This window comes from Polaribacter sp. OB-PA-B3 (genome assembly GCF_054589375.1).
Genome location: NZ_BAAIIX010000007.1, coordinates 14,908 through 34,103, shown reverse-complemented (window position 1 = coordinate 34,103; position 19,196 = coordinate 14,908). Strand labels below are relative to the sequence as shown.

At 29.6% G+C, this 19,196-nt stretch carries 16 protein-coding genes; 11 read left to right on the top strand and 5 right to left on the bottom strand.

Translation table 11 applies throughout. The annotated features are described in order from the left end of the window. Positions 1 to 24: 24 nt before the first annotated feature. Together ACYPV9_RS12350 and ACYPV9_RS12345 are read left to right on the top strand one after the other, a co-directional pair. A complete protein-coding gene (locus ACYPV9_RS12350) occupies positions 25 to 1,935 on the top strand; it encodes a DUF3857 domain-containing protein (RefSeq protein WP_459744150.1) in 1,911 nt (636 codons plus the stop codon). Between the two features lie 5 nt (positions 1,936 to 1,940). Beyond that, complete coding sequence (locus tag ACYPV9_RS12345; RefSeq protein ID WP_459744149.1) at positions 1,941 to 3,965, top strand: DUF3857 domain-containing protein; 2,025 nt, start codon at positions 1,941 to 1,943, stop codon at positions 3,963 to 3,965. Between the two features lie 63 nt (positions 3,966 to 4,028). Here the strand turns inward: ACYPV9_RS12345 and ACYPV9_RS12340 are convergent, their stop codons facing one another. Both ACYPV9_RS12340 and ACYPV9_RS12335 read right to left on the bottom strand, forming a co-directional pair. Then, positions 4,029 to 4,502, bottom strand: a complete 474-nt coding sequence (locus ACYPV9_RS12340) for a CPBP family intramembrane glutamic endopeptidase (protein ID WP_459744147.1) — start codon at positions 4,500 to 4,502, stop codon at positions 4,029 to 4,031. A 155-nt stretch (positions 4,503 to 4,657) separates the two neighbouring features. Next, positions 4,658 to 5,113, bottom strand: coding sequence for an Lrp/AsnC family transcriptional regulator (locus ACYPV9_RS12335; protein ID WP_459744143.1), 456 nt, complete (start codon positions 5,111 to 5,113; stop codon positions 4,658 to 4,660). Positions 5,114 to 5,263: 150 nt separating this feature from the next. Between ACYPV9_RS12335 and ACYPV9_RS12330 the strand changes: the two genes are divergently transcribed. The 4 genes from ACYPV9_RS12330 to ACYPV9_RS12315 all read left to right on the top strand — a co-directional run bounded on the left by ACYPV9_RS12330 (position 5,264) and on the right by ACYPV9_RS12315 (position 9,325). Continuing rightward, positions 5,264 to 6,463 carry an aminotransferase class I/II-fold pyridoxal phosphate-dependent enzyme gene (locus tag ACYPV9_RS12330; protein ID WP_459744141.1) on the top strand — a complete coding sequence of 400 codons (1,200 nt, stop codon included), beginning with the start codon at positions 5,264 to 5,266 and terminating at the stop codon, positions 6,461 to 6,463. Between the two features lie 163 nt (positions 6,464 to 6,626). Beyond that, positions 6,627 to 8,111 carry a Na+/H+ antiporter NhaC gene (gene nhaC / locus ACYPV9_RS12325; protein ID WP_459744139.1) on the top strand — a complete coding sequence of 495 codons (1,485 nt, stop codon included), beginning with the start codon at positions 6,627 to 6,629 and terminating at the stop codon, positions 8,109 to 8,111. Beyond that, positions 8,111 to 8,569 carry a GNAT family N-acetyltransferase gene (locus tag ACYPV9_RS12320; RefSeq protein ID WP_459744136.1) on the top strand — a complete coding sequence of 153 codons (459 nt, stop codon included), beginning with the start codon at positions 8,111 to 8,113 and terminating at the stop codon, positions 8,567 to 8,569. The genes nhaC and ACYPV9_RS12320 overlap by 1 nt, the downstream gene beginning before the upstream one ends. A gap of 39 nt (positions 8,570 to 8,608) precedes the next feature. Further along, positions 8,609 to 9,325, top strand: a complete 717-nt coding sequence (locus ACYPV9_RS12315) for a phosphatase PAP2 family protein (protein ID WP_459744134.1) — start codon at positions 8,609 to 8,611, stop codon at positions 9,323 to 9,325. On the opposite strand, the gene ACYPV9_RS12310 is transcribed toward ACYPV9_RS12315, so the two are convergent. Further along, complete coding sequence (locus ACYPV9_RS12310; protein WP_299063475.1) at positions 9,315 to 9,605, bottom strand: hypothetical protein; 291 nt, start codon at positions 9,603 to 9,605, stop codon at positions 9,315 to 9,317. The genes ACYPV9_RS12315 and ACYPV9_RS12310 overlap by 11 nt on opposite strands. 10 nt (positions 9,606 to 9,615) lie before the next feature. Then, positions 9,616 to 11,568 carry a putative porin gene (locus tag ACYPV9_RS12305; RefSeq protein WP_299063478.1) on the bottom strand — a complete coding sequence of 651 codons (1,953 nt, stop codon included), beginning with the start codon at positions 11,566 to 11,568 and terminating at the stop codon, positions 9,616 to 9,618. 157 nt (positions 11,569 to 11,725) lie between these two features. Here ACYPV9_RS12305 and ACYPV9_RS12300 point away from each other — a divergent pair, with 157 nt between their 5' ends. The 3 genes from ACYPV9_RS12300 (at position 11,726) to ACYPV9_RS12290 (ending at position 13,978) form a co-directional block, all read left to right on the top strand. After that, positions 11,726 to 12,325, top strand: coding sequence for a ribonuclease HII (locus tag ACYPV9_RS12300; RefSeq protein ID WP_459744130.1), 600 nt, complete (start codon positions 11,726 to 11,728; stop codon positions 12,323 to 12,325). A gap of 180 nt (positions 12,326 to 12,505) precedes the next feature. Then, the gene (locus ACYPV9_RS12295) at positions 12,506 to 13,558 is read left to right on the top strand and encodes a nucleoid-associated protein (RefSeq protein WP_079738067.1); all 1,053 of its coding nucleotides are present in this window, start codon (positions 12,506 to 12,508) and stop codon (positions 13,556 to 13,558) included. A 42-nt stretch (positions 13,559 to 13,600) separates the two neighbouring features. Then, positions 13,601 to 13,978 carry a hypothetical protein gene (locus tag ACYPV9_RS12290; protein ID WP_459744125.1) on the top strand — a complete coding sequence of 126 codons (378 nt, stop codon included), beginning with the start codon at positions 13,601 to 13,603 and terminating at the stop codon, positions 13,976 to 13,978. Positions 13,979 to 13,993: 15 nt separating this feature from the next. Here ACYPV9_RS12290 and lipB read toward each other — a convergent pair whose 3' ends face one another. Further along, positions 13,994 to 14,701, bottom strand: coding sequence for a lipoyl(octanoyl) transferase LipB (gene lipB / locus ACYPV9_RS12285; RefSeq protein WP_299063491.1), 708 nt, complete (start codon positions 14,699 to 14,701; stop codon positions 13,994 to 13,996). 64 nt (positions 14,702 to 14,765) lie between these two features. On the opposite strand from lipB, the gene ACYPV9_RS12280 reads away from it, so the two are divergent. Further along, the gene (locus ACYPV9_RS12280; protein ID WP_459744122.1) at positions 14,766 to 18,491 is read left to right on the top strand and encodes a reprolysin-like metallopeptidase; all 3,726 of its coding nucleotides are present in this window, start codon (positions 14,766 to 14,768) and stop codon (positions 18,489 to 18,491) included. Beyond that, positions 18,488 to 19,168: a hypothetical protein gene (locus ACYPV9_RS12275; protein ID WP_459744120.1), complete on the top strand. Its 681-nt coding sequence runs from the start codon at positions 18,488 to 18,490 to the stop codon at positions 19,166 to 19,168. The genes ACYPV9_RS12280 and ACYPV9_RS12275 overlap by 4 nt, the downstream gene beginning before the upstream one ends. The last annotated feature ends 28 nt before the right edge of the window (positions 19,169 to 19,196 follow it).

The window sequence follows — 19,196 nt, the reverse complement described above, 5'->3', positions numbered from 1 at the left end:
TGCATCGCTATAAAAAAATATTGCATGAAAAAAAGTTCTTACTTGGCATTCATTTGCCTGTTTTTTGCTGTTTACATAACAAAGGCTCAAGAAAGTAATTATTCTTATCAATCTATACCAAATAACTTATTAGAAAATGCGAATGCAGTTGTAAGAGATAATTCTATAGAAATTACAATAGAAGACTTCGATAAAATGATTGTGCAAAAAAGAGAAGTAGTCACTGTTCTTAATAAATTAGGTAATGTAGATGCTCGGTTAGTAGAAGGTTATGATGAAGATACTAAGATTGATGATTTATCTGTCAAAATTTTTGATGCTAATGGTATAGAGATTAAAAAGTATAAAAAAAGAGATTTTACAGATGTAAGCGCTGTAGATGGCGGTACATTATACTCAGACTCTAGAGTAAAATATATAGATTATACACCAATTTCTTATCCTTATACAGTTGTTTTCGAATCAGAATACAAAACATCAACAACGGGTTTTATTCCTTGGTGGCAACCTATAAATGGTTATTATGTTTCAGTAGAAAAAAGTTCGTATAAAATTAATAATCCAAAGAAAATTGCGTGGAGAATTAAAAAAACAAACTTTAAAAATTTTGACGTTAAAGAATTAGAAAGCGATTCAGAATTATTATTTACAATAGAAAATCAGCCAGGTTATAAACAAGAAAACTCAACAGTTCATTACAGAGAAATATTACCAAAAGCATTAATTGCATTAAATAATTTTTCATTAAAAGGTGTAGCAGGATCATATAAAAACTGGCAAGAATTTGGTTTATGGATGCATTCTAAACTATTAAATGGTAGAGATGTTTTAGATGCTGGCACAGTATCAACAATAAAAAATTTAGTAAAAGATATAGAAGATCCTTTAGAGAAAGCAAAACTTGTATATCAATACATGCAAAATAAAACAAGATATATAAGTGTACAAGTTGGTATTGGAGGTTGGGAACCAATAGCTGCTAAAGAAGTAGATAGAGTTGGTTACGGTGATTGTAAGGGTTTAACTAATTATACAAAAGCTTTATTAAATGTTGCTGGTGTTACTTCTTATTATACAGTTGTATATGCTGATGAAAAAAGAGATATAGATAAAGATTTTTCGTCTATACAAGGAAATCATGTGATTTTAAATATTCCTACAAAAGATAAGGATGTTTGGTTAGAATGTACAAGTCAAGATATGCCTTTTGGTTTTTTAGGCGATTTTACACATGATAGAAACGTTTTGGTTGTTACACCTAAAGGCGGTGTTATTAAAAGAACAGCTTCTTATAAGGATGAAAAAAATTTACAGCTAACTTCTGCAGATATTCAGTTAAATAAAGATGGTTCCTTAAAGGCTACGTTAAACATCGTTTCAAAAGGACTACAATATGATGATAAGCAACATTTTGATACGTACACGAATGAAGAGTTAGTTAAAACTTATAAGTCTAATATTTGGTCTTATAACAATAACACAGATATAGAATCTGTAAATCTTAAGAACAATAAAAAAGAGATAATCTTTGAAGAAAATATTGCTTTAAATGTTAAGAATTATGCATCTATATCAGAATCAGAATATCTGTTTAGAGTAAATGTTTTTAACAGAAATAATTATGTACCAAAAAGGTATAGAAAAAGAAAACTGCCACTTAAAATTTATAGAGGCTACAAAGACGAGGACACTTATAAAGTAACATTGCCACAAAATTATGTTCTGGGTGCGCTTCCTCCAGAGAAAATAATTACTTCAAAATTTGGAACATACAAAGTTTCTTTCAAAAAGGTTAATGAAAAATCTTTTATCTACAATAAAACACTAATTATAAAAGAAGGAACTTACTCTAAAGAAGATTATAAATCTTACAGAACTTTTAGAAGAAGTATTGCTAAATATGAAAACTTAAGAATCGCAATAAATAAAAATTAATGAAAATGAAAAAAGTATTACCTCTACTATTATTATTATTTACTACCCAATTATCTATACTTGCCCAAGATTATAAATTCGGAAAAGTGAGTAAAGAAGAGTTAGAAGAAAAATTTCATCCTTTAGATTCTACCGCTGACGCAGCTTATCTTTTTAAAAAAAGAAGAACTTATTATAGTTATGATCAAAACTCAGGTTTTCAGTTAATTACAAGTATACATGAAAGAATAAAGGTGTACAAAAAAGATGGTTTCGATAAAGCCACTTTAATTATACCTTATTATAGTTCGGATAATGGAATAGATGAAAAAATATATGGACTTAAAGCTTATACATTTAATTTAAATGGAGGTAAAATTAAAAAAGAGAAATTATCTAACAAAAATGTTTTTAAAGAAAAAGTCGATGATAATTGGAATCAAAAGAAAATTACAATGCCTGATGTAAAAGTTGGAAGTGTAATTGATATCAAATATGAAATTAATTCACCTTTTTATTATAAAATAGATGATTTAGAATTTCAATTTGATATCCCTGTAAAAAAATTAGATTATGAAGTTGAAATACCAGAGTTTTATAATTTTAAAGTAGCTTCTAAAGGTTATTATTTTATAAAACCGCAATTGTCTGTAGAAAATAGTTCAATAACTTTAACTTCCAAACAAAGAACTTCTGGGAGGTATGTCAGTAAAACTACTTTTAGCCAAGATAAAATTGATTACAAATCAAATAAATCAAATTTTAAAGCGACTAATATTCCAGCTTTGAAAAATAATGAACCTTTTGTAAGTAATATAAATACATATAGAGGGGGATTAAAATATGAGTTAGAATCAACAAACTTTGTTAATATAGGTGGCAGTTTCAAATCATTTTCAAACTCTTGGGAGCAAGTTGCTAAACAAATTTATAAATCTTCTAGTTTTGGAGGAGAATTATCAAAATCGAGTTATTATAAAGACGATTTAAATAAAATTTTAGCAGAAAGTAAAACAGAGGTAGATAAATTATTAAATATTTTCAATTTTGTTAAACAAAGAGTTAAATGGAATGAATACTTTGGTATTTATTCTGATAAAGGGGTGAGAAAAGCTTTTAAAGATAGAGTTGGTAATGTTGCTGATATCAATTTAATGCTAACATCTATGTTGCGTACTTCTGGCTTAAATGCAGATCCTGTATTAGTAAGTACAAGAGCTAACGGAGTGCCTTTTTTTCCAACAATAGACGGTTTTAATTATGTTGTTTCTGTGGTCGAATTGTCTTCTGGAGGTTTGATTTTACTTGATGCTACAGAACAATATAGTACACCAAATATTTTACCAAGAAGAGCTTTAAACTGGAATGGAAGAAGAATCACTAAAGATGGGAACTCATCTTGGGTAAAATTAGCTACAACAAAACACGCTACAGAAGACAATAATTTAATGGTTAATATTTCTGATGATTTAATGGTTAGCGGTCTTTATAGAACTAAGTTTAGTAATTTAAGCGCTTTAACTTATAGAAAAAACCACAATCACTTAACCGAAGAAGCAGTTATAACAGGTTTAGAAGAAAAAACAAATGTAGAAATAGAAGATTTTAAAATTTTAAATGAAAAAAATATTTATAAAACACCTACTAGAACTATAAAGTTTAATAGCGACGGATTGATTGAAAGTATAAATGGTAAATTATATATAGAACCATTACTATTTTTAACAGAGCGTAGAAACCCATTTAAATTAGAGGAAAGAAAATTTCCTGTAGATTTTACAACACCTTGGAAGGTGAAAAATGTAGTTTCTATTAAAATTCCAGAAGGGTATAAGGTAGAAACGGTACCAGAAAGTTTTGCGATTGGTTTGCCAGATAATTTAGGGGTTTTTAAATATCAGATTCGAGAAAGCTCTGGTAAAATTAGTACGATAAGTAGTATGCAATTTAATACAGCAATTGTATCGCCACAGTATTACGAAAGTTTAAAAAAGTTTTATGGTGATCTAGTAAAAAAGCAAACTGAAAAAATTGTTTTGATAAAAATTTAGACAAAAAAAGCTAGCTGTATAAACCCAAAACGAAAGTTTTGGGTTTTCTTTTTAATAATTTAGTTAAGAAGGAAAACCTAACATGTTCCCCATGCCAACAGTAAAAAGCCAGCAGCCATAAATGCTGTGCTCTACGCTAACTAAAAAAGTAGATTTTGTTTTATTATAGGTGTATGCAAATAAAAGTCCTCCAATAAAAGTTAGAATTAAAACTAATATATTTTTAAATAATAGGTGAGCAAGAGAAAACAAAAAAGCATTTATTAAAAGAAACATTTTCTCATTTTTAAACAAATCCTTATAACGTTTAAAAAAGTAGTTTCGGTAAAGTAATTCTTGTGGATATACTGAGAAAATAGAATAAAAAAGAAGGATTAAAATCCATAAAAGAGGTTTGTTTAATACAACAATAAACAAGTTTTTAGAAGCTGTAAAGTAAACGTACAAAGAGGTTATAATTGCAATTATAAATAATTTTAATAAGGTAGATTTCCAGAAAGATTTCCAATCAATATTTTTCGATATTTGAAATTTCACCTTTTCAACTTTCAGTAAAATGAACAAAATGTATAAAAAACCAGTAAGACCAATAGAAAGTTTAGCTATTGCATTATAACTAAAAACAAAACTAATAGGAATCAAAAGAAATAGAATTAAGAGCTCTAATAGTTTGTAGTTTTTAGTCTGCATATTTATAAATTTATTGCTGTTGTATTTTTAACTTGTTCTATGGCAAAAGTGCTATGTGTACTACCAATGTGTTTAATTGCAGTTAGTTTTGTAATCATAAAATTCCTATAAGTTTCCATATCTTTAACATAGATTTTTAAAATATAATCGTAATCTCCGCTTACATGAAAACACTCCGATACTTCTTCTAATTTTAAAATTTCATTTTCAAAAGTATGCACATATTCTTTAGAATGTTGAATTAATTTTACATGGCAAAACACTAAAAATGATTTATCGATTTTATTCTTATTTACAATTGCAACATATTTTTCTATAATATTTTGATTTTCTAATTTTTTAATTCTCTCGTATACAGCTGTAATAGATAGGTTTAGTTGTAATGATAGTTGTTTGGTTGTTTGTTTACTGTCTATTTGTAATAAATTAATAAGTTTTTTGTCTACTGAGTCTAACATATATTTTTCTAAAATGTGAAATGAATTAAATCATTTTTAGATATTAAAATTATCAAATACTTTAAATTTAGAAAAATAATCTAAATATTGAGGGTTATATTGTTTTTATTTCTTAAAAATTGTCTTTTTGTGTAAATAAAAATGATACTTATGAAATTCAATCCAGCAGATAAAATTCAAGATTTACAATATTTCGGGGAATTTGGAGGTGTTAATCCTTCAATTTCAGATTCATCAACTTATACATTCTTATCAGCAAAAACCATGTTCGATACGTTCGAAGGAAATGCAGATGGATGTTATTTATATTCTCGACATTCTACGCCAAGTAATTTATATTTAGGTGAAGCTTTAGCGGCTATGGAGGGTACAGAAACTGCAAATGTAGCAGCATCTGGAATGGGAGCAATTACACCGGTATTATTACAGTTAGTTGGTGCCGGAGAACATATAGTTTCTAGTAGAACAATTTACGGTGGAACGTATGCTTTTCTAAAGAATTTTACACCAAGATTAGGTATAGATACTTCGTTTGTAGATATCACAAAACTAGAAGTTGTAGAAGCGGCAATAACAGAAAAAACAAAGGTTTTGTATTGTGAATCTGTAAGTAACCCACTTTTAGAAGTTGCAGATATTAAAGGCTTATCTGAATTGGCAAAAAAATACAATTTAAAATTAGTTGTAGATAATACATTTTCTCCGCTATCAATATCTCCAGCAAAATTGGGTGCAGATGTTGTAGTGCATAGTTTAACAAAGTTTATCAATGGATCTTCAGATACTGTTGGTGGCGTAGTTTGTGGTACGCAAGATTTTATTAACAATCTAAGAAATGTTAATGATGGTGCAAGCATGTTATTGGGTTCTACTATGGATAGTTTAAGGGCATCTTCTATTCTTAAAAACTTAAGAACTTTACATATAAGAATGAAACAACACAGTTTTAACGCAACATTTTTAGCTAATAAATTTGAGGCTGATGGATTAAAAACTGTATATCCTGGTTTAAAGTCACATCCTTCTCATGAATTATTTAAGTCTATGATGAATGTTGAATATGGTTTTGGTGGAATGTTGACAATTGATGCAGGCTCTTTAGAAAAAGCTAATGAGCTAATGGAGTTGATGCAACATAAAAATTTAGGTTATTTGGCAGTAAGTTTAGGCTTTTATAAAACCTTATTTTCTGCACCTGGTAGCTCTACGTCATCAGAAATTCCAGAAGAAGAACAAAAAGAAATGGGACTTTCTGATGGTTTAATACGTTTTTCTATAGGTTTAGATAACGATATCGAACGTACGTATGCAATGATGAAAACTTGTATGAAAGAAGTTGGTATACTATAAATATTTAACGAATTCTTAAAAAAAATAAACTGTAATTAAAGCTAATTTAATTTTTTGATAGAAATTATCTTAAAAAAAGGCTTTAAATTACAGTTTTAGCAAGAATTAAGATTTGTGTAATTCTTTACAAAATCGTAACATTACACATCAAAATTTATAGTACATGGAAAGCCAAGATATTAAAACAACAAATCCTCAAGACGAAAATATTATAGAAAATAAAGAACTTAATATTTGGGAAGCTTTAATACCTGTTTTTGCTTTAGTGGCCATGTTGTTTTATAATGTTTTTTATGTCTATGGTGATGATGCTTTAAGTGGTAGTAATCAATTTATTTTGTTGCTGGGTGCTGCAGTTGCAGCTATAGTTGGTTTTAAAAATAAAGTGTCTTATAAGCAAATGATAGAAGAGGTTGCAGAAAATGTAAAATCTACTTCTGGTGCAATTTTAATCTTATTAATGGTTGGTGCTTTGGCAGGAACTTGGTTAATAAGTGGTATTATACCTTCTATGATTTATTACGGATTACAAATTTTAAATCCAACGATATTTTTGGCGGCTTCTGTAATCATCTGTGCAATAATTTCTATTGCAACTGGTAGTTCTTGGACTACTTCTGCTACAGTTGGTATTGCATTAGTTGGTATTGGTAATACATTAGGTATTTCTGCGGGTATGACAGCAGGAGCAGTATTGTCTGGTGCATATTTTGGTGATAAGATGTCTCCGTTATCAGATACAACAAATTTGGCACCAACAATGGCTGGTGGAGATTTGTTTTCTCATATTAAATACATGTCTTTAACAACAGTGCCAACAATTTTAGTAACATTGTTAGCTTTTATTATTATTGGTTTTTCTATAGAAACTACTGGTTCACCAGATGTTTCAGATAAATTAACAGCTATTGATGCTGCTTTTAATATTTCGCCTTGGCTTTTTATTGTGCCAGTCATTGTAATTTTTATGATTGTTAAAAAAACAGAACCATTAATAGCTTTATTGGTAGGTACACTTTTAGCGGGTGTTGTAGCAGTTATTGCGCAACCAGAAATTGTTTTAAATGTTGCAGGTGCAGATACACTTTCGTTCAACTCGGCTTATAAAGGTGTTATGAACGCAATTACTGTAGATTCTGCTGTAGAAACAACAAGTGCAGAGTTAAATGATTTATTTACAGCTGGCGGAATGAGCGGAATGTTAGGGACTATTTGGCTAATAATTTGTGCAATGGTTTTTGGTGGTGTTATGGATGCAATTGGGGCACTATCTAGAATAAGTAAAGCTTTATTGAGTTTGGCTTCTTCTGTTTTCGGACTTTTTGCAAGTACAGTAGCAAGTTGTTTGGCTTTAAATGTTACAGCTTCAGATCAATATTTGGCTATTGTTGTTCCTGGTAAAATGTTTAAAAAAGCTTATGAAGAAAAAGGTTTAGCACCAGAAAATTTAAGTAGAACTTTAGAAGATTCTGGTACAGTAACTTCGGTTCTAATTCCTTGGAATACATGTGGAGCATACCAGTCTGGAGTTTTAGGAGTTTCTGTTGCAGAGTACTTTTTCTTTGCTATTTTTAATTGGTTAAGTCCTTTTATGACACTGTTATTTGCTGCATTTAATATTAAAATAAAACAGTTAGTTAAAAAATAATGATTATTAGAGCTACTGTTGCTAATGCCAAAGAATTAACAGAAATTGCTTTAAAATCGAAATCTTATTGGGGATATTCAGATGAACTTATAGAAAGTTGGCGTGAAGATTTAACCATCACTACTAAAATGTTTGAAGATTTTGATGTATATATCTTTCAAATAAACACGGAGATTGCGGGGTTTTATATTTTAAATAGAACGAACATTACAACAAGTTTTTTAGAGTTTTTATTTGTTCTTCCGAAATACATTAAGCAAGGAATTGGCAAACAATTATTAGCACATGCGATTGCTTACTGTATTGATAGTGGTTCTAAAGTCTTAAACGTTTTGTCAGATCCTAATGCACAAGCATTTTATACAAAACATGGTTTTAAAGTAGTGGCTAAAAAAGAGAGTTCTATAAAAGATAGATTTTTGCCAGAGATGGAAATAAAATTTCCAGAAAATATGTAGTTTTATTTTATTAAGATTTAATTGATTATGCAAAAAGAGATGAAGCTTGTTATTGTAAAATTTAGAAGTTTTCTGTCTAAAAAAATTAATAAGTATGATGAGAAATGGCCATACATTATTACAGCCCTTGCAGCTTTAGTTATAGTTGTTTCTGGTGTAAAAATCTTTGTAAAGCTAACAGAAAATTTACACTCAGATTTATTAAAAAATTTTGATGCTACGATAACAGATGCTATTATTTCACTTAGAAATCCTAGATTAACAAACTATTTTACATTTGTTACAGAAGTGGGTGATGCCTTAGGTTATTTAGTTGTTTTTACTTTATGTACAGTACTTTTTTATTTTATTTTTAAGAGATGGAAATATACAGGGCAATTGACTTTAATTTTACTTTTGGCATTAAGTTCTAATGTTATTTTAAAACAAATAATTAATAGAGAAAGACCAACTTTAGAGCATTTAGTTACTGTTAAAACTTTAAGCTATCCAAGTGGTCATGCAATGACGGCCATGGCATTTTATGGCTTTTTAATCTATTTAATTGCTACATTTAATATTCGTAAATCTTTTAAATTTTTAATGATTACGCTTTTGGTAGTGCTAATTTTAAGCATTGGAATTAGTAGAATTTATTTAGGGGTACATTTTCCATCAGATATTTTAGGCGGATTTATTGCTGGTTTTGTTTGGGTGATTTTTTGTGTATTATTGTTTAACCTTTTAAAAGTTTTTAAGATAGATTCTAAGACTTAGTATTTACCGAAGTAGATTGTTTTTTAGAAGAAATATTATTTTCTGCTTTAGAAGAAAACAAGTTAGAAAGTACAGAAATTAATAATAAAAGCCAAGGTATACCGTGTAAAAGTACATCAAACCAATCTTTAGCTTGCATGCCTTTATCAGAAGAAAATGCATTTCCACCTAAAATCCATTGTAATTTTCCCCAAATATGTGGCGGATTAAAAGGAGCTAAACCTAATGTTAAACTAGCTAAAATAAATAGTTTCCAATTATTTTTCAGTTGGCTTATCATCAAAATTATATTAAATAAACCAATTCCAAACCAAACCAAATCGAACCGTAAAGTCTCTGTAAGGATAATTAGGTGCAGAAAAATAGTTTTTATCGGTAAAACTAGACGTTGCATTGTCTACTTTTAAATACAAACGAGTTCTTCTTACTTGCGCATTAAAAAACACATCAAAAGTAGGAAAACCTATTTGTTCATCATTTTGAAGTCTAAATTCTGCTAAAAGTGGATTGTAAGCATTTACATTATATTCTGTGAAATATTTAAAAGTAACACCGATATTTACTAACATAGGTTTCCCTTTAAACCAGTAATCTGTGTAGTAAAAAGTGTTTCTAGTAACAAATTCGGGAACTCTAAAAACAGAACTTCCGCTAGTAACATTTTGGTACATTAACGTATTGTCTAATGCAAATTTACCAAGCTTAAATTCTCTATTGGCCTTTACTTTAAAATAGGTAATTTGATTTGCAAATTGTTGTGGTTTGCTATCTTCATCAAAATAGGTATAATTGTCTATGTTGGTAAAGTTTAGAGAAGCATTTCCCCATTTAGAAGCAAAATCAAAACCTAAATCTCTAGTGTTTATATTACTAAAGTCGTTTTGCCAATTGTAAGCGTCATATTCACTTTGATGCAATAATGTGTTAAAGTTTGGCGATTTAGAACTTAATAATAAAGATCCTTTCACTCTAAAAATACTGTCTTTCTCAAAAATAGCTTCCCCTTTTAAATAATTACCAGAAAGTCTTCCGTTACCAGGAGTTATAGAGGCATCAGCATTTAGTTTAAAACTTTTAATTTTTGCATTCCAATCTGCGCCAAAAGAAACAGCATTACCTTCTATTTTTAATTTGTTGATGCTACTATTACTGTTTAAAATTGTGTCATAACCATAAGAATAATTAGTTAATTCTGCTTTCGCTTTAAACTTACCTAAAACATATTTAGAGTTAAATTCTAAATTTAATTGATTGTTGGTTAATTTGCTAATAGCCTTTTTTTCATCAGGATTAGATGAGCTTGCGCTACCAAAAAAATCTTCTGTTAATGTATTTTGTATAAACTCGTAACTTTTATTTTCATTGGTAAAAACATGACCAATTTTTAAGTTACTAAAATCTTTATTATTTAAAGAATCTTTGCTAGAAATTAGTTTATAACTGTGTTCTACATAAACTCTATTGCCATCAAACTCACTTTCAGAATTGGTTAAATTAACATCTAAACGAGCTCTTGTTTGAAAATTTTCATCATCAGTAATAAAATTCTCTAAAGAAGCAGTTGTTAAGCCACCGTTTTCTTGATGATAAAAGTCTTGTGTAGTTAAATGACCTCTAATTTCGTATTGATTTTGTTTTGTAGTGTAGTGAAAAGTACCTCTAAAATTACCGTTACTAACCAATGCTTGCCTGTAAGCGCCTAAAGATCTAAGGCCTTTATAAGATAAAGAAACATTTAATCTTTTAGAAAAATTTAATGTAAATAAAGCATCTAAAACTTGGCCCTGTTGTAAACCTGTTCTATAAAGTATTTCTGTAGTTGGTGTTGGTACTTCGTAATATTTAATATCGTCTATATCTAAATAACTTACTTGTTTTGCGGTAAAGCCGAGGTCTGGAAACCTGTAAATGTTATCAAAAGAATAACCTAAATTATTTAAAGTTTGTCCTTGATTATGAAATTCTATAAACTCAAATAAATCTTTTCTAAGGTAATTAAACTTATATTCTTTCTGTAATGTTAGTGTAGTATCAATATAAGTAGTGTCTTTCTTATGAGAAAAAATCTTATAATCTGTGTATTTAGTTTTGCCAGATAAAGTTACATTAATCGGACTTGTATTTGTAGAGTCTCTTAATATAACAGCATTTCCGTTTAAACCACCTTGTCCAAAACCTTGTGAAAATAAGTTTTGAGTTAGTAAAAAACAGATTAAAAAAGAGAAAATTATGTTACTTTTCATATAGAATTTCTTCGTGAACAAATGTAAAATAATTAAACGAAAATTTAAATGATTAATTATCTCTATAAATGTTAATTGATAAATTATCTTTTTATCAAGAGAAATAGACGAAATAAAACTTTTAAAAAGCTAAAATAAAATTTCTTTTCTTTGCAGCATGTTAGAACTTAATTATAGTGGTTTTGCGTTAGAAGCAGGCACAGACGAAGCTGGTAGAGGTTGTTTATCTGGCCCAGTAGTAGCAGCGGCAGTTATTTTGCCAGACAATTTTTCGCATCCGTTTTTAAATGATTCTAAGCAATTATCAGAAAAAAAAAGAGTAGAGGTAAGGCCATTTATAGAACAACATGCGCTTGCATTTGGTGTTTCTTTTGTTTGGCAAGAAGAAGTAGATAAAATTAATGTGCTGCAAGCATCTATTACGGGCATGCACAGAGCAATCGAAAAGTTAGATATTACACCAGAATTTATTATTGTAGATGGTAATAAATTTAAAAATTATAAAGAAATTCCGCATAAAACAATTGTAAAAGGAGATTCTAAATACTTAAGTATAGCAGCAGCATCTGTATTGGCAAAAACTTACAGAGACGATTATATGGCAAAAATTCACAAAGAATTCCCTATGTATAATTGGCAAAAAAATAAAGGATATCCTACCAAAGAACACAGAAATGCCATAAGAGAATTTGGCGCCACCAATTACCACAGAAAAACGTTTAAACTATTGCCAGAACAAATAAAATTAGAACTTTAATTGTTTTAGAAGCTATTTCCTGCTTTCGTTACTCGCTTTTTTTGAGAAAAACAAAAAAGAGCTCAAACACGCCACTCAATCAGGGCTAAGAATTTTTGCCAACTAATTTTTTGCAGAAAGGTAATTTATATCGAAATCATAGATAAACTTTTTCTATTTTTACGCTCCAAAATTTAAGTGATGATTAAAAAAACAAGAGCAGAAATTACAAAATGTATTCTTCATAAAGTAGCCAATAAATTTAATAGCGGTCAAAACGTTTTCTCAGAAGACTTAATTCGTTTCGATCAAGAAAGTTACGATTTGATGAAAAACTTCTTAATGAAACCATTTGGTAATTTAACCCAAAGTTATCGTTTTGTAAATCATGAAGATGCACGTTTAGATCCTTTAAATAACTTTACATCAGAGATTTTTAAAGAAGAAGCAGCTTTTGTAGATTACTCTAAAAGTATTGTAAACCATTTGTTCGAGCAGTCGAATTCTGCACAAATAAAAACAGGAGATGTTATTGTAGTTTTTATAGAAGGCATAGAGTATAAAGATGTTTTAACAGAAGCTGTAGGTATTTTTAAAATAGAAAATAAAGTAGATTTTTTTCAAACATATTTAGACGATAACGAGAGTTTTGATGTAGTTGTACAAAAAGGAATTTCTACAAAAAGAATAGACAAAGGTTGTTTGGTTTTGAATACAGCAGACGCAGAAGGAACCGTAGTTTTTTCTGTAGACAACCATAATTACGATGCACAATATTGGATTAATAATTTCTTAAATGTAAAACTAGCAGACGATTACAATTCGCACACGCAAAGTTATTTAGAAATGTGTAAAGAGTTTTCAGAAGAAGTAATAAAACCAGAATTAGGTATGCAGCAGCAAGGTAATTTTCTTGCAAATACTGTAGATTATTTTAAAGAAAATGAATCTGTAGATTATGCTACTTTTAAAGATGAAGTTTTTACAGACGAAAAACATAAAGAGCAGTTTGATGACTATAAAAAACATTTCGAAAACTTAAACGACGTTTTAATAAGAAATAATTTTGATGTTTCTGGCGTGGTTTTAAAGAAAGAGAAAAACAAATTAAAAACAGAAATAAAATTAGATACCAATATCAATATTAAGTTAGATGTAGATGCGCCAGAAGCAGCGTCAGAATATATAGAAAGAGGTTACGACGAAGAGAAAAAAATGAAATACTATAAAGTATATTTTAACGAAGAAAAGTAAACTTTGTAAAACTTTTAAATTAATTGACAAATAATAGAGCAAATGCGTAATCAAAAAAATATACTTGTATCTAAATTGTCTACAGAATTTAATAAATTGATTTTACAATTAAATAAAATTAATACAAATAAAAATTTTCAATTAACAATACACGAGCCAAACCTATTTTGGGCTATTAATTGGAAAACTGATAGGTATTTAGAAGAGTGTTTTTGTGTTCGTTTGTATGCAGACAATGCAAAACACTCTTTAATTGCAGAGCACCAAGTTAAAGATGTATTTGAACATATTAATGATGAATATTTTAACTACAAAGAAAAATCTTTAGAAGACTTTGCACTTATTACAAAAGAAATACTTCAAAAAACAGAAATAGCTATTATCGAGTCTTTAAATAAAGACTTAAATAAAGGCATGTAATTTTTTTTAACAGAATTAATCTGAGGTTAAAAATTCATTTACCTCAAAAAGGTTTTTAAAATGTTTTAAAATTTTAGATTTTACTTCTTCTAAGTCTAGTTTTTTACCCAATTCTGCTTCCATAGAGGCAACTGCTTTTCCTCTAATTCCACACGGAATAATATTATCAAAATAACCTAAATTAGTGTTTACATTTAAAGCAAAACCATGCATGGTAACCCAACGAGAAGATCGAATTCCCATAGCACAAATTTTACGAGCAAAAGGTGTTCCTACATCAAGCCAAACTCCGGTTTCGCCATCACTTCTTTCACCTTTCAAACCATATTCTGCAATTGTTAAGATAATACTCTCCTCTAAAAGACGCAGATATTTATGAATATCTGTAAAAAAATTCTCTAAATCTAAAATAGGATACCCTACAATTTGGCCTGGTCCGTGGTATGTAATATCTCCACCACGATTTATTTTATAGAACGTGGCTCCTTTTTCTTCTAATTGTTTCTCGTTTAATAATAAATTACTTAAATCACCACTTTTACCTAATGTATAAACATGCGGATGTTCTACAAAAAGTAGGTGATTTTCTGTAATTTGATTCAGGTTTTCTCTTCGATTGGCAATTTTAACATCTACAATATCTTGTAAAAGTTTAGTTTGATAATCCCAAGTTTCTTTATAGTCTTTGACTTTTAAGTCTTTAAGTAGTATGTTTCTGTTCATATTATCGACTACAAAGATAAATATTTCCTTATATTTGGAAACCCCTAATCTTTAAAATAATGTTATGGTAATAAATCTAAATAAATTATTAATTACTGTTTTTCTAATATGCTTCTCGTTTGGTGTTCACGGCCAAGAAATATGGCAAAAAATAGATAGGAACAATAGTACTTTTCAGAAGAAATCGTTAAGAAAATTCAAAAATTTTCCAGACAAATATTCTATATATCATTTAGATGTAAATCAGGTTAAAACAAATTTAATATCGAAAACTAAGACAGCTTTCAAAACAATAAAACTGCCTAATTCCGAGGGAGATTTAGAACTTTTTAAATTAAAAGAATCTTCAAATTTTGAAAAAGGTTTAGCAGAAAAATTCCCTTCAATAAAATCTTATACAGCAATCGGTATCACAAACCCAACTTCTTTTGCCAAAGTAAGTGTTGGTTTAGATGGGTTTCATGCAGTAATATTTTCTACAAATGGTAAAACGGTATACGTAGATCCATATTCAAAAGATAATAAAGAATATATTGTTTATAAAACATCAGATTTAAAAGAAGAAGATCATCACTTTAAATGTGATGTAGAAGAAGTTGCAAGTAAACATAACGTGCCAGACATCGCTGCCAAATCTTTAAATGATGGTAATTTAAGAACTTTTAGATTGGCTTTGGTTTGTAGCGGAGAATATGCGCAGTTTCACTTAAATAATCAAGGTATTTCTTCAGCTGTATCAGATTCAGAAAAAAAAGCAGCAGTTTTATCTGCAATGAACACATCTATGACGAGAGTTAATGGTTTGTTCGAAAAAGATTTAGCAGTTAAAATGGTTATTGTTGCAAATAACGACGAAGTAATTTTCTTAGATGCAGATACAGATGGTATTACCGACGGTGATCCAGATGAAATGATTGATGAAGTACAAAGAATTGCAGACGATAATATTGGAACTGCAAATTACGATATTGGACATATTTTTAGTATTGGCGGAGATGGTTTAGCAGGTTTGGGGGTTGTTTGTGTTTCTGGCCAGAAAGCAAAAGGAGTTACAGGTAGAAGTTCGCCTATCGGAGATCCTTATGATATCGATTTTGTGGCTCATGAAATGGGGCATCAATTTGGTGCAACACATACGCAAAATAACGATTGCCAAAGAACAAATACAACTGCCGTAGAACCAGGAAGTGCTTCTACAATTATGGGTTATGCCGGTATTTGTGCACCAAATGTTCAAGGACAAAGTGATGATTATTTTCATGCAGTTAGTATAAAGCAAATGCAAAATGTAATTGCTTCTACAGCAAGTTGTGCAACTTTAACAAGTAATAATAATAGTGCGCCAGTTGCCAGTGCAGGTTTAGATTACAGTATTCCTAAATCTACACCTTTTGTATTAAGAGGTAATGCTACAGATGCAGACGGCGTTTCATCTTTAACTTATAATTGGGAACAAACAGATAACGAGGTTGGTGCAATGCCTCCAAATAGTACAAATAATGTAGGTCCTATGTTTAGGTCTTTACCTTCTAAGGTTTCTTCGGATAGATACATGCCTGCTTTAGCAACAGTTATTTCTGGTAGTGTTTCTTCTACCTGGGAAGTTTTACCAAGCGTAGCAAGAGAAATGAATTTTTCTTTATTGGTTAGAGATAATAACAATACCGGTGGCGGAACTTCTAGAGATGATATGGTTGTAACTGTAGAAGATGTAGAGGCTTTTACTGTCACTTCGCAAAACACAGCAACTGTTTGGGATGCTGGAAGTTCTCAAACAATTACTTGGAATAAAAGCACAACAGATGTTGCACCCATAAATTGTACCAACGTTAATATAAGATTGTCACTAGATGGCGGATTAACATTTCCGGTAATTTTGGCATCCAATACAGCTAATGATGGCTCAGAAGAAATTTCTGTACCTAACAATGTTACAACACAAGCAAGAATATTGGTAGAAGCTGTAGATAATATATTTTATAATGTAAACTCAGTAAATTTCGAAATAGAATCTACAACGCCTTCTTTTCTGATAACAAATACTAGCGGAGAATTGTCTGCTTGTAATACCGGAAATCAAACAGTAGATTATATTTTGAATCTAGATTTTATCAATGGTTATGCAGAAAATGTAACATTTGCAGCAACTGGTAATCCTTCTGGTTCTGTAGTTAATTTTAATCCTACTTCTGTAAATACCGATGGTAATGTAACATTATCTGTGTCTAATTTAGACGGTATTGCAGCAGGAGATTATGAAATAAATGTTGTGGCAAACAGCACAAGCGTAAATCAAACAATAAAATTAAATTTAAATATCACCGATGCTAATTTGGCTGTAACTACTTTGTTAACACCAGCAAATCAGGCAACAGAAGTTTCATTAATAGAAATCTTAACTTGGCAAGAAGATGTGAATGCAAGTTCTTATAATGTAGAGGTTTCATCTAATGTTAATTTTACAGATATAGTTTCTTCAGGAACTTCAAATATCAATAATTATCAAGTCAATAATTTAAATCCTAATACAAAATATTATTGGAGAGTTAAAGGTGTAAACAATTGTAACGAAGGTGTGTTTTCTAACTCTTTTAGTTTTACCACAGAAACACCAGAATATTGTGCAGCTACATATACAGATGAGGCAGGTGGTTCAGAGCATATTACAAACGTAACTTTTAACTCTATAAACAATACTTCTGGTAACGATACTGTTGATGGTTACCAGGACTTTACTTCTATAAATACCAATGTTTTTAGAAATGAAACCTATACAATTACAGTAACTTTTGATACAGCAGGTTTTCAAGATCACTGTTATGTTTTTATCGATTGGAATAGAGATTTTGTTTTTGATAAAGAAACAGAAAGATACGATTTAGGTACAAAATTAGAAGATATTTCTACAGCAACGTTTACCATAAATGTTCCTTCTGATGCCAAGTTTGGAAAAACAACGATGCGAGTTTTGATAGAGTACGATGATCCTGATGATGGATTTGGAGACGGACCATGTGATGCAGATCAAAAAACAGAATGGGGAGAAGTAGAAGATTATTCTGTAACTGTAACAGAACCAGCAATAGATACAAGTAATATTTCTGTACAAACTACGTCAGAAACTTGTGTAGGTGAAAATGACGGAATTATTAAAGTAGATGTTAAACAACAATCTTTTAATTACAATGTGGTTGTTACAGGTGGTTCAACAGTTTTAACTTCTCAAATTATTGGTTCATCAACAGTTTTTGAAAACTTAAATCCTGGAACTTATACTGTATGCGTAGAAACAGAAGAGCTAGAATACACACAATGTTTCGAAGTAGAAATTATTGCGGCACAACAAATTTCTTTAAAAGCAACTGCAAAAAACGGATTGAGAAAATATACTTTTAATGTTGCTAAGGGTACGGCACCTTACAATGTGTTTTTAAATGACAAACTTGTTAGGGTTTCTAATGATTCTAATTTTGAAGTTGAATTTAAAGAAGGTGGTAAGCTAGAGATAAAAACGGCTAAAGAATGTGAAGGCGTTTTTAAAACAACTATAGAAGATGTTTTATTGTTAAAAAATCCAGTTATTGATGCTGTAGAGTTATTACTTCCGTTAGGTATTGAAAAAAACGAAATAGAGGTTTTAATTTTTGATGTAAAAGGAAAGATGATTTATAAGAATATAGAAAAAGTGCAAGATAATGCTGTAACGATTCCGTTTAAAAATTATGCTAAAGGAGTCTATATTTTAAAGTTATCAATAGATGCGAAACCTATTAAATTATTAAAAGAATGAGAAAAGCGATAATTATTTTTTGTGTATGTACAGTTAGCTTTTTTTTGGTAAGGTGTTCTAAAAAACAACCAGCTAATCAAGCGCCAAGTATTGTGCAGTTAACATTTCCGTCAAAAGATTTGTTATGTATAGATAATACGATTGCATTTAATTGGAGCGCAGCTATAGATCCAGACAATGACGATTTAGAATACAATTTAATAATTGCTAAAGATAGACAACTAGTAGAAGTAATAGAAAATAGAACGCTTTCTAATACCGGGGCAACGATAACTTTAGAAAAGGCAACAGCTTTTTATTGGCAAGTAAATGCTATTGATGTTACCAATAACTTATCTAGTAAATCAGAAGTTTTTGCTTTTTTTACCAAGGGCGATGGCATAACTAATTATGCTCCTTTTATGGCCGATTTAAAAACACCGACAGATAATGCAACTGTAAATGCAGGTAATATAAGTTTAACTTGGGATGCTTCGGATATTAATACAGATGATACTTTAACCTACGAAGTCTTTTTTGGTGAAGATGATGTAATTGCTTCTGTTGCTTCATCTCTCTCAGAAAAAATGTATGAAGTTTCTGTAGCTTCTGGTAAAAAATATTCATGGAGAGTGAATGTTACAGATAATTCGGGTGCAACTTCGATTGGTCAAATTGCCACTTTTTCAGTGAATTAATTAAAAAATATAAAAAAAAGCCTCATCA